Origin of the sequence: Klebsiella sp. CN_Kp106 (assembly GCF_040064575.1) — a bacterium.
Taxonomy (GTDB): domain Bacteria; phylum Pseudomonadota; class Gammaproteobacteria; order Enterobacterales; family Enterobacteriaceae; genus Klebsiella; species Klebsiella michiganensis.
Map to the genome: position 1 here is coordinate 24,121 of NZ_JBEAIG010000058.1, position 12,369 is coordinate 36,489.

General features: G+C 60.5%; 13 protein-coding genes. 2 read left to right on the forward strand and 11 right to left on the reverse strand.

The features are described from left to right. Positions 1–3 precede the first annotated feature (3 nt). Together ABLU96_RS20250 and ABLU96_RS20255 are read right to left on the reverse strand one after the other, a co-directional pair. Positions 4–453, reverse strand: a complete 450-nt coding sequence (locus tag ABLU96_RS20250) for a DUF2919 domain-containing protein (RefSeq protein ID WP_004853030.1) — start codon at positions 451–453, stop codon at positions 4–6. Continuing rightward, a complete protein-coding gene (locus tag ABLU96_RS20255; RefSeq protein WP_004853033.1) occupies positions 440–865 on the reverse strand; it encodes a GNAT family acetyltransferase in 426 nt (141 codons plus the stop codon). Before ABLU96_RS20255 ends, ABLU96_RS20250 begins: the two co-directional genes overlap by 14 nt. A 211-nt stretch (positions 866–1,076) precedes the next feature. Between ABLU96_RS20255 and amiA the strand changes: the two genes are divergently transcribed. After that, a complete protein-coding gene (gene amiA, locus ABLU96_RS20260; protein WP_004870750.1) occupies positions 1,077–1,952 on the forward strand; it encodes an N-acetylmuramoyl-L-alanine amidase AmiA in 876 nt (291 codons plus the stop codon). Further along, positions 1,952–2,851, forward strand: coding sequence for an oxygen-dependent coproporphyrinogen oxidase (gene hemF / locus ABLU96_RS20265; RefSeq protein ID WP_064404396.1), 900 nt, complete (start codon positions 1,952–1,954; stop codon positions 2,849–2,851). Before amiA ends, hemF begins: the two co-directional genes overlap by 1 nt. Before the next feature lie 114 nt (positions 2,852–2,965). Here hemF and eutR read toward each other — a convergent pair whose 3' ends face one another. The 9 genes from eutR to eutJ form a co-directional block, all read right to left on the reverse strand. Continuing rightward, positions 2,966–4,018 carry an HTH-type transcriptional regulator EutR gene (gene eutR, locus ABLU96_RS20270; protein ID WP_025106630.1) on the reverse strand — a complete coding sequence of 351 codons (1,053 nt, stop codon included), beginning with the start codon at positions 4,016–4,018 and terminating at the stop codon, positions 2,966–2,968. A gap of 48 nt (positions 4,019–4,066) precedes the next feature. Then, positions 4,067–4,549, reverse strand: coding sequence for an ethanolamine utilization microcompartment protein EutK (gene eutK / locus ABLU96_RS20275; RefSeq protein ID WP_064404394.1), 483 nt, complete (start codon positions 4,547–4,549; stop codon positions 4,067–4,069). A gap of 10 nt (positions 4,550–4,559) precedes the next feature. Beyond that, positions 4,560–5,219, reverse strand: a complete 660-nt coding sequence (gene eutL, locus ABLU96_RS20280) for an ethanolamine utilization microcompartment protein EutL (protein ID WP_004853042.1) — start codon at positions 5,217–5,219, stop codon at positions 4,560–4,562. Between the two features lie 9 nt (positions 5,220–5,228). After that, complete coding sequence (eutC, locus tag ABLU96_RS20285; protein WP_014230328.1) at positions 5,229–6,122, reverse strand: ethanolamine ammonia-lyase subunit EutC; 894 nt, start codon at positions 6,120–6,122, stop codon at positions 5,229–5,231. 20 nt (positions 6,123–6,142) lie between these two features. Next, the gene (gene eutB / locus ABLU96_RS20290; RefSeq protein WP_004104373.1) at positions 6,143–7,504 is read right to left on the reverse strand and encodes an ethanolamine ammonia-lyase subunit alpha; all 1,362 of its coding nucleotides are present in this window, start codon (positions 7,502–7,504) and stop codon (positions 6,143–6,145) included. A gap of 11 nt (positions 7,505–7,515) precedes the next feature. After that, positions 7,516–8,919, reverse strand: coding sequence for an ethanolamine ammonia-lyase reactivating factor EutA (gene eutA / locus ABLU96_RS20295; RefSeq protein ID WP_025106628.1), 1,404 nt, complete (start codon positions 8,917–8,919; stop codon positions 7,516–7,518). Next, the gene (gene eutH, locus ABLU96_RS20300; RefSeq protein ID WP_025106627.1) at positions 8,916–10,148 is read right to left on the reverse strand and encodes an ethanolamine utilization protein EutH; all 1,233 of its coding nucleotides are present in this window, start codon (positions 10,146–10,148) and stop codon (positions 8,916–8,918) included. The genes eutA and eutH overlap by 4 nt, the downstream gene beginning before the upstream one ends. A 194-nt stretch (positions 10,149–10,342) precedes the next feature. Then, entirely contained in the window at positions 10,343–11,530 is a 1,188-nt protein-coding gene (gene eutG / locus ABLU96_RS20305; RefSeq protein ID WP_064404391.1) for an ethanolamine utilization ethanol dehydrogenase EutG, read from the reverse strand. After that, entirely contained in the window at positions 11,520–12,359 is an 840-nt protein-coding gene (gene eutJ, locus ABLU96_RS20310) for an ethanolamine utilization protein EutJ (RefSeq protein ID WP_025106625.1), read from the reverse strand. The genes eutG and eutJ overlap by 11 nt, the downstream gene beginning before the upstream one ends. Positions 12,360–12,369 lie beyond the last annotated feature (10 nt).

Below are 12,369 nucleotides of genomic sequence, written 5' to 3' on the forward strand. Positions count from 1 at the left end.
CCGTTAAACCTGTTCTTCGCGAAAACAGGCTTTCAGCCGACGGCTGCTTAACAGCCACCAGAGCGCGTAAAGATCCGCCGCCAGCAGGCCGATGGTCACCGCCGAAGGCGACTCGCCGCTCATCCACAACAGCGGTTGCCAGACCAACAGCAAGAGCTGGGAAAGCACCAGCAGCCAGCGCATCATGGGCCAGAGCCGGGGGAAGCGCTGACGATGCCCGCTAATGATAAACGCCAGCACCGCCGGAATGCCGGGGAGCAATCCCAGCCAAAAATTATCGTGGTCCGGATAAAACAGATTCAGCAGCGCGTCGCCCTGCTGGCGTGACGCGCCGGCCATCAGAAATAGCACCCACGTCCGCGCCTGAAGCAGCAGCACGCACCAAAAGAGAAACGGCAAACGCAGGCGGCCGTGGGTATCGAAATCGGCGGGGATAAACTCAGTATTCTTCATCTTCAATTAAGCGCTTGCCGAGGCACAGCACGTCTGAATGCTCATAGCCAAGGCGTTCGTACATCCCCTGCACCACATCATTATCTTCGCGAACCATAATATTTATTTTCGGACAGCCGCGGGCGATCAGCTTTTTCTCCAGCCGATTAAGTAGCGCATTAGCAATACCGCGACCGCGATATTCAGGATGCACGCCAAGATAATAGGCAGACCCGCGATGCCCGTCATAACCGCCCATCACCGTGCCAACCACTTCACCGTTAACTTCGGCGACCAGAAACAGGCTGGCATCGTGGTTCAGCTTACGTTCAATATCCATTTCCGGATCGTTCCATGGGCGAAGGAGATCGCAACGCTCCCACAGGGTGATGACCTCTTCGAAATCTTGCTGGCGAAAAACGCGTATCTCCATGGTATTCCCCACCATTGACGGTTAAAAACAGAGATTATGGCGTGATTGTGCCCGATAGCCAATATCAGGCGCAATGAGCCGCAAAAAATGGCATACTATGACTTTGTCATGTATTGAAATGAAAAGTAAAACAATTCTTATTTTGAATGGTCGTATCAGAAAAGACGATACGATATAACATTGGTTACCACTTGTTTGCAATTCAGGCCGAATGAGCACTTTTAAACCATTAAAAATACTTGCTTCGCGCCGCCAGGTGCTGAAAGCCGGGCTGGCAGCAATCACGCTTTCAGGGATCGCCTCACAGGCCAGCGCGAAAGAACAACAGCCATTGAAAACATCCAATGGGCACAGCAAACCCGCAGCGAAGAAAAAAGGCGCCAAACGCGTCGTGATGCTCGACCCGGGCCATGGCGGTATTGATACCGGCGCTATCGGCCATAACGGTTCAAAAGAGAAGCACGTCGTGCTGGCGATCGCTAAAAACGTGCGCAGCATTCTGCGCAGCAACGGCATCGATGCGCGCCTGACGCGCAGCGGCGATACATTTATTCCGCTCTATGACCGGGTGGAGATCGCCCACCAGCACGGCGCCGATCTTTTTATGTCAATTCACGCCGATGGTTTCACCAACCCGAGCGCGGCCGGCGCCTCCGTTTTCGCCCTTTCCAACCGCGGCGCCAGTAGCGCCATGGCAAAGTATCTCTCGGACCGTGAAAACCGAGCGGATGAAGTGGCCGGCAAGAAAACGACGGATAAAGACCACCTATTGCAGCAAGTGCTGTTCGACCTGGTACAAACTGATACCATCAAAAACAGCCTGACGCTCGGTTCGCATATCCTGAAAAAGATCAAGCCGGTGCATAAGCTGCACAGCCGCAATACCGAGCAGGCGGCGTTTGTGGTGCTGAAATCGCCGTCGATTCCGTCGGTGCTGGTAGAAACCTCGTTTATTACCAATCCGAACGAAGAAAAACTGCTCGGCACCACCGCGTTCCGGCAGAAAATCGCCACAGCGATTGCCAACGGCATCATCAGCTATTTCCACTGGTTCGATAACCAGAAAGCCCACTCGAAGAGACGTTAATGAGACCCGATGCGCACCAGGTAAAAGCTTTCCTTCTCCAGCTCCAGGACGCTATCTGCCAAAAGCTCAGCGCCGTTGACGGCAGCGAATTCATCGAAGATAGCTGGCTGCGGGAAGGCGGCGGCGGCGGACGCAGCCGGGTGCTGCGCGATGGCGGTATCTTTGAGCAGGCTGGCGTTAACTTTTCGCACGTGCACGGCGAGGCGATGCCGGCCTCCGCAACCGCGCACCGCCCTGAGCTGGCGGGCCGCAGCTTTGAAGCGATGGGCGTCTCGCTGGTCGTGCACCCGCGCAGCCCCTATATCCCCACCAGCCACGCCAACGTGCGCTTCTTTATCGCGGAAAAACCGGGCGCCGAGCCGGTATGGTGGTTCGGCGGCGGCTTCGATTTAACCCCCTACTACGGCTTTGAAGAAGATGCCGTTCACTGGCATCGCACCGCCCGCGACCTGTGCCAGCCCTTCGGCGAAGAGGTTTATCCGCGCTATAAAAAGTGGTGCGACGACTACTTCTTCCTCAAGCATCGTAACGAACAGCGCGGCATCGGCGGCCTGTTTTTCGATGATTTGAATACCCCGAACTTTGACCATTGTTTCGACTTTATGCAGGCGGTGGGCAATGGCTTCACCGATGCGTATCTGCCCATTGTCGAGCGACGTAAAGAGAGGGTCTGGGGCGAGCGCGAGCGCGCTTTTCAGCTCTACCGCCGCGGGCGCTACGTGGAGTTCAACCTGGTGTGGGATCGCGGTACCCTGTTCGGCCTGCAAACCGGCGGCCGCACCGAATCCATTCTGATGTCGATGCCGCCGCTGGTGCGCTGGGAATACGACTACCAGCCGGAAGCAGGCAGCCCGGAAGCGGCGCTGAGCGCGTTTATTCAGGTGCGCGATTGGGTTTAACGTTGCCTGATAGTGCGGTTCGCAGGCCAGATACGGCGCTGTTTTGCCTGATGGCGCTACGCTTATCAGGCCTGCGATGACGGCGCGAATCGCCATCCGCTAAATAGATCGTCATCACGCCCACTGCCGCATCCGCTGATGCAGCGTCAGCGACGGTTTCTCGGCGAACAGCTGCTGATAATCGGTAGCGAACTGGCCCAGGTGCCAGAATCCCCACTGCATCGCCGCATCCTTAACCGTCGTGCTCTGCGACCACGGGCTAATCAGCTCCCGGCGCACCGCGTTTAAACGAATGCGCTTCAGCCAGGCGTTCGGCCCGATCCCCAGAATGGCGTGAAAGGCGTTTTGCAGCGTACGGCGGCTGACGTGCAGCTGCTGACATAAATCGAGAACCGTCAGCGGCTCCGACATATTCTCCAGCACGTACTCCCGCGCCCGGGAAAGCAGACGCCGATAGCTCTGGTGGCTAATGCTCTCGGCGGTAATCATCGGCTGCGCCTCCTCCAGCATCGCCCCCATCGCCAGCAGGAGATTATCGCCCAACACCTTACGCACAGCGGGCTGATGAAGGTTCTCCGGATTCTCGCTAAACGTCGCCAGCGCCTGCTGCACAAAGCCCCACAGCGCCGCCTTGTGCTCCTCTTTGACCTCCAGCGCCGACTGGTTACGCAGCATATGCAGCACCCGCTCCGGGTGATGCAGGAAGCTGGCCTGGCGGGAAATGACATCCTCCGAGATCACTACGCCCAGAATGGTGTAATCATCCGGCGTGCTGAGCTCAAACTCGGTGCCGCCGGGTCGGGTGGCGATTTCGGCGCTGCCGAGGCACTGTGAGCCAATAAACCCCTGCTCGCCGCGGGTTGCCGGAATACCGAACCAGAAGGAGTTCGGCCACACCAGGCAGGACTGGCGCAGCGCCAGGCCGGTATATTCGCGAAAGACCTGAATATCATCGAGCAGGATTTCGGTAAATTCACCGTGAAATTTCCCCGGATGCAGCTGATCGTAAATCTGCTGCCAGGCGGTAATCGTCAGGGCATGTTCATAGACATCGGTGGTCCGCCGCTGATGGACGTTGTCCACCTCGACCATCGGCGTCAGTTTAACGTCTTCGGGTAATGCTTCATGATAAAGATGGTGCAGGTTGGCCGGTTTTTTCTTTTTCATGATCTGATAAACCGGGCGCGCTTTCGCGTTCCCGGCACCTCCGACTGGTTAATTTTTTAAGCGATAGCGACTACTGCGTTTACGCAACGCTCCGGTAGAAAAGAGCTGCTCCAGCGCCTTCCTGGCCTCTTCAAGCGACCAGCCGAAATGGGCGGCCACCTCCCCTGCCGTCATTCCCTGACGCGTCGAAGAGAGCAGCGTCAGCAAGGGTTCTGAGGATTCCACGACCACCGGCGGCTCCGGCGTTTGCGGCAGCCGTTGAAGACCGGCGATCAGCCGCTGGGTATCCTCTTCCGGGCGTCCAATCTCCCGACGGCTGATAACGCGCCCCGTACGCTGCGCCGCAGCGCTGCCGGCATCCAGCGCCGCCCGGCACGCCGCCAGGTCGCCTTCCACCACCAGCGTCAGCCTGCCGGGGTCAAGAACCTCATGGCTGAGCAGCCGCACGTTGGCCGCCTTCAGCATCGCATCCGCCGCGTCAACGGCGGCCACCATGCCGTCCACTTCCAGTAATCCCAGGGCGTTGATCATCGCTTCCCCCTTACGCGCGCTGGATTGGATGACGGGCAATATCCAGAACGGCATCGGTAAAGGCGTTACAGGCGGCTTTACAGGCGGCCTGGCTTCCCGTCAAAAAGGCGGCGGAATAGTTGGTTTCCGACGGCGGCGGCACGTAGGTCACCAGCTGCACGTCGGCCGATTTCATTGCCGCATCGATACCGAAGGTCGCCTCCAGCGGCGGCGCCACCAGATAAGCGATCGGATCGCCCAGCGCAATGCCGGAGGTAGACGAGAGATAAGAGCCGGTACGCGACACCACGTGCGCCAGAAACGCCGTATCTTCGGCATCGTTGGCCCACTGGAACGCGGCCCCAGTTTCGATATGCGCCACCATCGCATCCAGACCGGCGCGCACTTCCGCCGGGTTCGGGCCGCCCAGCATAATCAGCACTTCACCTGCGGTTGGCGAAGGGCCGTGGGCCGCGCCGGCGTAAAGAGAACGACCGTAGACCACTTCCACCATCGCCTGTTTTGTCGCTTCGTCAGCGGCAATATAAGTCACATCATCCGAATCCGCCGTGATGAGTCCGAGGCTACGTATATGTGGCGGTAATTTAAGCTCGCGGGCAAAGCCGTCATTCACTGAGGCAATCACGCGCATGGCCGTCACCGAAGGGCGAATTAAATCTAATGCAGGCATGATGCCTCCTTACCGAGTCATGTTGATGCCGGAAGCCTTCTGCTCCAGCATGCGTTTGGCCAAATCGACAATCACCGCCGCGGCTTCTACCGGGGGCGTGCCGCCCTGGTGAATATTGGAAATACAGGTCCTGTCCGCTTCGACGGTGGTCGCCACGCGCGGCGAATACACGGCGTAACAGGAGAGGCTTTCCGACTGCCCCAGCCCCGGACGTTCGCCTACCAGCAGGATGACCACCTTCGCGCCGAGAATTTCGCCAATCTGATCTTCAATTTTGACCCGCCCGTAGCGGACGAAGAACGGCGTACCGACCTTCAGTCCGGCCTGCTTCAGGCCCGACAGCAGCGGCGGCAGGATCTCTTCATAGTTGACGGTAATCGCGTCGGTAGAGAGGCCATCGGATACCACCACCTGAACGTCAGGATTCGCCACGCACTGCGCCTTCAGCGCCTCAATAGCCTCCGGACTCAGCCGACGGCCCATATCCGGGCGCGTCAGGTAGAGGTTTTTGTCGCTAATTTCGGAGCGCAACTCCAGCAATCCCTGGGTTTTCACCCACTCCTCCGGTACCTCTTTCAGCACCGTATCCTTGGAGCGCGAGTGGTCGGCGAGGAAGCGCAGCAGCGCGAGGGTGCGCGGACGCGGACCGGCGCGGCCGGTACACACGCGCGCCGCGGTGCTGCGCTTCAGTTCGGCCAGCACTTCCGCACGATGCGGCTGCTGCACGCCAATCCAGCCTTTCGCCTCTGGCGAACCTAAATCCAGCACGCAGCTCTCCGCCGCGACCTCGCACCGGCTGGCGCACTTCGTCACCGTCGCCTCAGGCGCTGCTGCTGCCGTCTGCGGTTGTCCCATTGACGCCATCACGCTACGTACAATTTCTTCAATCTGCTTTTGATCCATTATGTGTCATCCCCGCGTCATCAAAAGAACAGTGACGGATCGCCCGCCCGTTGGGTCAGACGACCGTTTGCCATAATGCCCATGGTTTCCAGCCAGCGTTCGAACTCCGGCGACGGCCGTAGATTCAGCAGCTGACGGACGGTAGCGGTATCGTGAAACGCGGTGGTCTGATAGTTGAGCATGATGTCGTCGCCGAGCGGCATGCCCATGATGTAGTTGCAGCCGGCGGTGGCGAGCAGAATCATCAGGTTTTCATTGAGGTTCTGGTCGGCGTCGGCATGGTTGGTGTAGCAGCAGTCGCAGCCCATCGAGATGCCGCTCAGCTTGCCCATAAAGTGATCTTCGAGACCGGCGCGAATAATCTGCCGATCGTTATAGAGGTACTCCGGCCCGATAAAGCCCACCACGGTATTGACGAGGAACGGATCGTAGTGCCGCGCCAGGCCATAGTTGCGCGCCTCCATCGTCACCTGGTCGGCGCCGAAGTTCGCGCCGGCCGACAGCGCCGAGCCCTGCCCGGTTTCAAAGTACAGGCAGTTCTCCCCGGCGATACGGTTAAACTCGGCGCCGACCGCCCGCGCTTCATCGAGCATCGCCAGCTCCACGCCGAACTCTTTTAGCCCCTTTTCGCTGCCGCAGATGCTCTGGAAAATAAGCCCCCCCGGGGCGCCGCGACGGATCGCTTCAATCTGGGTGGTGACGTGCGCCAGCACGCAGCCCTGGGTCGGGATATTAAACTTGTCGATAACGCCGTAGACGGTATCGAGGACGCGGGTCAGGTTCTCCACGTCATCGGTTACCGGGTTAACGCCGATCACCGCATCGCCCGCGCCGAACGAGAGCCCTTCGTAGATTTGCGCGGCAATGCTCTGCACGTCATCGCGGGTATCGTTCGGCTGCAGGCGGCAGCTAAAGGTGCCCGGCAGGCCGATGGTGGTGTTGGCTTTTTTAATCACCGGCATTTTCTTCGCGCCGTAGATCAGGTCGGCGTTGGAGCAGACCTTCGCCACCGCCGCCACCACTTCTGAGGTCAGCCCTTTGCGCACAAACGCGATGTCATCGCTGGTGACCTCATCGTTAAGCACGTATTCGCGCAGGTCGCTGATAGTCCAGTTTTTAATCCGCTGATAGGCGGTTTCGTTGACGTCATCCTGAATCAGGCGCGTCACGCAGTCCTCTTCATAAGGAATCACCGGATTGTTACGAATATCGGCGACCGTCATATCGGAGAGCACCTGCTTCGCCGCCACGCGCTGCTGCGAACTTTCCGCCGCCACCCCCGCCAGCACATCCCCCGAACGCAGTTCGTTGGCTTTAGCCAGCACCTCTTTTACATCCTTAAACTGATAAACATTGCCGAACAATGTGGTCTTTAGTTTCATAAGTCGTTCCCTCAGGAAGGAAATGCGAGTGATTTCACCGTCACCGGCACAACCGATCCGCCAAAAAGAGGCGTACCAATGTCGATATAGTCCCCCGCCCGTACGCTCACCTCATCGATGACCGCCAGCGGGAGTTGTTGCAGCTGCGGGCGCAGCAGCATGCCCAGCGCTTTGCCAAAGTCCTGCTCGGCCACCACCAGCAGGGGATGCGGGTTGGGAAAGCGCGCGACAAAAGCCAGCAGCGCGTCAATCACCACCAGCAGGGCGGCGTAGCGCACCGGCAACGAAGCAGGAAGCGCCAGCACGTAAGCATCCGATCCCGGATCCAGATCGAGCTGCATCAGCGCCTGCTGCCAGGCGCTCAGCAGATCGGCTTCATCAAGCGGGATCGCCACCGGCAGATTGCGCAGCGGGAGCTGAACCCCCTCCAGCCAGATGGTGCTGCCGGAAAGCGAGAGCGTGTGCGCGCCGGCGCCAATCACCGTGGCGCGTACGGTTTGCGCCGGGAACTGCACGTTCATCTCCCGCAGCCGCGGATGCTCATGCAGCGCCGTGGCCAACAGTGGCCCAATATCAGAAAAACAGAACGGATCCGCGGGCTGGTTGCGGTAGCACTCGCCCACTCCGCCGGAAAGGGTTATCACCTCGGGTACCGCGCCTGCGGGCAGCAGGCCGGTTTGCATCAGCCGTTGCGCCAGCGGAGAGAGCGTGCCGTCGATAACTTCGACGATCAGCTCCGCCATCCGCCGCGCTACCTGCGCTAACTGCGAAGCACTCAACGCGCGCGCATCGGCGCCTGCGCCAAAAACCTCATCGACGATCATTTGTCCCGGCTGATGGGCATAAACCACCCGCCCCTGGCCGTCGGTCTCCAGCAGGCGCCCGCCAACGTTCAGGCAGGCGGTGGCGCTGATTTTTCCCGCTTCAAACAGCGCGTAGTTTGAAGTACCACCGCCGATATCAATGTTCAGCACCCGGCACATCCGCTGTTCAGAAAGGGTTTGCGCCCCGGCGCCGTGACCGGCAATCACCGATTCCAGATGCGGCCCGGCGCTAGCCACCACAAAGTCGCCGAGCGACTGCGAGAGCGCCATCACCGCCGGGCGGGCGTTACGGGTTTTCGCGCTTTCGCCGGTGATAATGATCGCCCCGGAGTCCACCGATTCGGGGGCAACCCCGGCGGCCTGGTACTGCGCCAGAATCAGCGCCTTGAGTTCGGCCTCCTTCAGACCGCCCTGCTTATCAACCGGGGTAAAGAAGACCGGGCTTTGCCAGCTAATTTCGCGTTTGATGAATTCGTAGCGCGGCACCTGCGACACCGCCGCACGGTTAACCAGCTCAAGGCGGGAGAAGATCACCTGAGTGGTGGTGGTGCCAATATCGATACCGACGCTCAGCAGCTGGCGAGTTTTCACGATTGCGCCTCCGCTTCGGTTTTCGCCGCCGCCGGCGCGCTTTCATCTTTCGGCACCAGCAGCATCGCTACGCCAATGGCGGTGACGCCGCCGATCAGCTTGCCGACGATCATCGGGAAGATCATGGCGTTCATGTTGGCGGCGGCGAAGCCTAAGTGATCCCCCAGCGCGAAAGCGGCGGAGACGGAGAACGCGCAGTTGATGACTTTGCCGCGGGTATCCATCTGCTTCATCATGCCGAACATCGGGATGTTGTTGGCCAGCGTCGCCACCATACCGCCGGCAGCCATATTGTTGATTTTCAGCAGATTACCGACGCGCATCAGCGGCTTTTCAAACCAGCGGGTCAGCAGCAGCACCATCGGATAAGCGCCGAGCAGCACGCAGGAGATCGAGCCAATAACTTCAATGGCGCGCATCACCTCGCCGGGCTGGTCGCCGGGAGCCATAAAGATCGGGTCGAGCCCCGGGATCAGATCCCAGCCGAGCAGGAACTTGATGACCGCCGCGGCCAGGCCGATGGTGATCAGCGCCACCAGAAATTTGGCGAAGATCTGGAAGCCGTTGATCATTTTTTCCGGAATAAACTTCAGCCCCAGCGCCACCAGCACCGCGACGATAAGCACCGGGATCATATTCATCAGGATCAGCGCGAAGGTGAACTCCACCGGCTGTCCGTTAATCTCCACGCCGGAGTACATGGCCACCAGGCCGCCGGCGATGCAGCCGATTGGAATCGTGACGATCCCGGCCAGCACGCCCAGCGCCAGGTAGCGGCGGTCGGAGGGCTCGATGATGCCGAGCGCGACCGGAATGGAGAACACCAGCGTCGGCCCCATCATCGCCCCGAGGATCAGGCCGGAATAGAGCCACGCCGCCACGTCGCCGCCCGCCAGCTCTTTAGCGAGGAAGAAGCCGCCCATATCGCAGGCCAGCAGCGTTCCGGCGAACATCGACGGGTTGGCGCCGAGCATTTCATACAGCGGAATTATCACCGGCCCGAGCAGGTGCGCCAGTACCGGCGCCAGCGCGGTCATCCCGACCATCGCCAGGCCCAGCGCGCCCATCGCCATAAACCCCTCTTCGAACTGGCCGCCGGATCCTTCGATGCTTTTGCCAAACTTGCCGAGAAAGCGCGCCGAGCCGCCAAACTGCGACAGGATCCTGTCCACGGCGGCAATCAGCATAAAGAACATCATGATGTACATGATGATTTCGTTAATTCCCATAGCCTTTACTCCCTGTCATTTATGATTTGTAGATACTGTGAACGCCGGGGCATTAACCGCGCTCCGGGGGCTTTCCCGGGTCGCGGCGTGAACGCCTTACCCGGGCTACGGAATAGCAGACGGCTGCGATCCTGTAGCCCGGCTAAGCGCAGCGCGAGCCGGGACAGCCACACGCCTCCGGGAAAATGGCCGCATCAGCGCGCCGCCGCGTACAGATCGATAATCTGCTCCCGGGTGGCGGTGCGTGGATTGGTGCGCAGACAAATGTCCTCCTGCGCCGCCTGCGCCCATGCGCTGAAATGTTCGGGCTTCGCCCCGGCGTCAGAGAGTCGTTTGCTCAGGCCGACTTCGGCGATCAGCGCCTCTACGGCGGCGATTGCCTCGTGGTCGTCGGTTTTTTTAGCGGTCAGCGCCCGGCCGATCTGGCTGAAACGCTCGCGGCATACCATGCGGTTAAACTGCATTACCGTCGGCAGCAGCATGGCGTTGGCCTGCCCGTGTGGAATATGCAGCGCCGCGCCGGGCTGATGCGCCATCGCATGACACAAGCCAAGACCCGCGCTGGAAAAGGCCATTCCCGCCATACAGGAAGCCAGCAGCATGCTTTCGCGGGCGGCGAGGTCGTGGCCGTAGCCCACGGCCTTCGGCAGCGCCTGGCCGATCATCGCTATCGCGCCAAGCGCCAGGCTATCGGTAAAGGGCGTCGCGTTGAGCGCGCTGTACGCCTCAACGGCGTGAGTCAGCGCGTCAATCCCGGTCATCGCCGTCACCGGCGGCGGAACGCCTTCGGTCAGGGCGGCGTCGAGAATCGCCACGTCCGGCATGAGCGAGGCGTGGGCCAGCACCTGCTTGCGCCCGCTGACCGCATCGATAATCACCGTCACGTTGGTGGTTTCCGAGCCGGTTCCGGCGGTGGTCGGCACCGCAATGAGCGGCAGACGCGGGCGCAGTACGCTGCTTTCCGTCATCGCGCTGAGCGTCTGCTCCGGGTTGGTGACCAACAGCGCGACCGCTTTCGCCGCGTCAAGCACCGAACCGCCGCCAAAGGCCACCACGCCGTCGCACTTCGATTCGCGCAGCTGCGCCACCGCCGCGCAGACGTCGGTAATGCACGGCTCTCCCGGCGGACAGGGCCAGACGGTCATCGCCACCCCCTTCATCGCCAGGCTGCGCGCAAGCCCGGCGGTCATTCCCGCCTGATGCAGGAAACTGTCGACCATCACCAGCAGATGGCTTACGCCTCGCGCTTGCGCTTCCTGACCGCAGGCGCTCAGCGCGCCGAGGCCGCACAGCGTCACCGGCGGCACGCTGAAGGTTTTCACCCGCTGCAGATTCAGGGTATCGAATGCCTGAAAGAGCGCCGTCTGCAGTTCAGCTTGCATAGATTCCCTCCGCTTTCTCTCTCCCGCTGTTGGCTATCGCCAGCGGGGTCATAAACAGGCTGTGCTGCGGTAAATGCACCCGTAATTCCGGGAAGCGCTTGCGAAACAGCGCGTCCACGCCCGGCTGCATACAGGAGCCGCCCGCCAGCCATAAATCAGCAATGCCCTGGCCTTCGATATGGTGAGCAACAATCTCAGCCATCTTTTCGTATACCGGCTTCACCACCGGCCAGATCTCCTGGGCGTTGCTGCGCTTGTACTGCTCCGCCTCTTCCAGCGGCATGCGGCGGTTACCGGCAAGGGTCAGGGAGATATGGTGACCGCCGGTCGCTTCATCGGCGGAGTACGTCACCTCGCCCCTTTTGACGATAGCGATCCCGGTGGTGCCGCCGCCGATATCCACCACGCCCGCGTTGTCGAGCTGTAGCAGATCCGCCACCGCGGTCGGTTCATCCAGCACGTGGCTAACTTCCAGCCCGGCAGATTCGAGTACGTTGATCGAAATACGCGGGTCGGTGCCCGGCGGAAACGAGGTCGCCGCGTGGCTGAAGCGACAGCCAAGCTGCTGTTCGAGCGTATCGAGATGGCGGCGCACGATGGTGACGGCGCCGAAGAAATCCCAGACGATGCCGTCACGCACGACGTCAGCCCAGTCCAGACATACCGCCACCGGCTGCCCTTCGCTGTCGACAACCATCGACACCACGTCGCAGGTGCCTAAATCCACGCCCAGCCACAGCGGTGATTCACTGGCGGCAGGCGTCTGATTACACAGGGCGGCCGCTTTTTGCAGTCTGGGGGTGAGCCAACGTTGTTCGTCGTGTGCCATGAGTCATCCC

What these genes read in the sequence shown, in the direction of transcription:
- eutG (WP_064404391.1), bottom strand. Translation starts at nt 11,530, where the DNA reads ATGCAAGCTGAACTGCAGACGGCGCTCTTTCAGGCATTCGATACCCTG.
- ABLU96_RS20255 (WP_004853033.1), bottom strand. Translation starts at nt 865, where the DNA reads ATGGAGATACGCGTTTTTCGCCAGCAAGATTTCGAAGAGGTCATCACC.
- ABLU96_RS20250 (WP_004853030.1), bottom strand. Translation starts at nt 453, where the DNA reads ATGAAGAATACTGAGTTTATCCCCGCCGATTTCGATACCCACGGCCGC.
- eutH (WP_025106627.1), bottom strand. Translation starts at nt 10,148, where the DNA reads ATGGGAATTAACGAAATCATCATGTACATCATGATGTTCTTTATGCTG.
- amiA (WP_004870750.1), top strand. Translation starts at nt 1,077, where the DNA reads ATGAGCACTTTTAAACCATTAAAAATACTTGCTTCGCGCCGCCAGGTG.
- eutJ (WP_025106625.1), bottom strand. Translation starts at nt 12,359, where the DNA reads ATGGCACACGACGAACAACGTTGGCTCACCCCCAGACTGCAAAAAGCG.
- eutR (WP_025106630.1), bottom strand. Translation starts at nt 4,018, where the DNA reads ATGAAAAAGAAAAAACCGGCCAACCTGCACCATCTTTATCATGAAGCA.
- eutK (WP_064404394.1), bottom strand. Translation starts at nt 4,549, where the DNA reads ATGATCAACGCCCTGGGATTACTGGAAGTGGACGGCATGGTGGCCGCC.
- eutB (WP_004104373.1), bottom strand. Translation starts at nt 7,504, where the DNA reads ATGAAACTAAAGACCACATTGTTCGGCAATGTTTATCAGTTTAAGGAT.
- eutL (WP_004853042.1), bottom strand. Translation starts at nt 5,219, where the DNA reads ATGCCTGCATTAGATTTAATTCGCCCTTCGGTGACGGCCATGCGCGTG.
- hemF (WP_064404396.1), top strand. Translation starts at nt 1,952, where the DNA reads ATGAGACCCGATGCGCACCAGGTAAAAGCTTTCCTTCTCCAGCTCCAG.
- eutC (WP_014230328.1), bottom strand. Translation starts at nt 6,122, where the DNA reads ATGGATCAAAAGCAGATTGAAGAAATTGTACGTAGCGTGATGGCGTCA.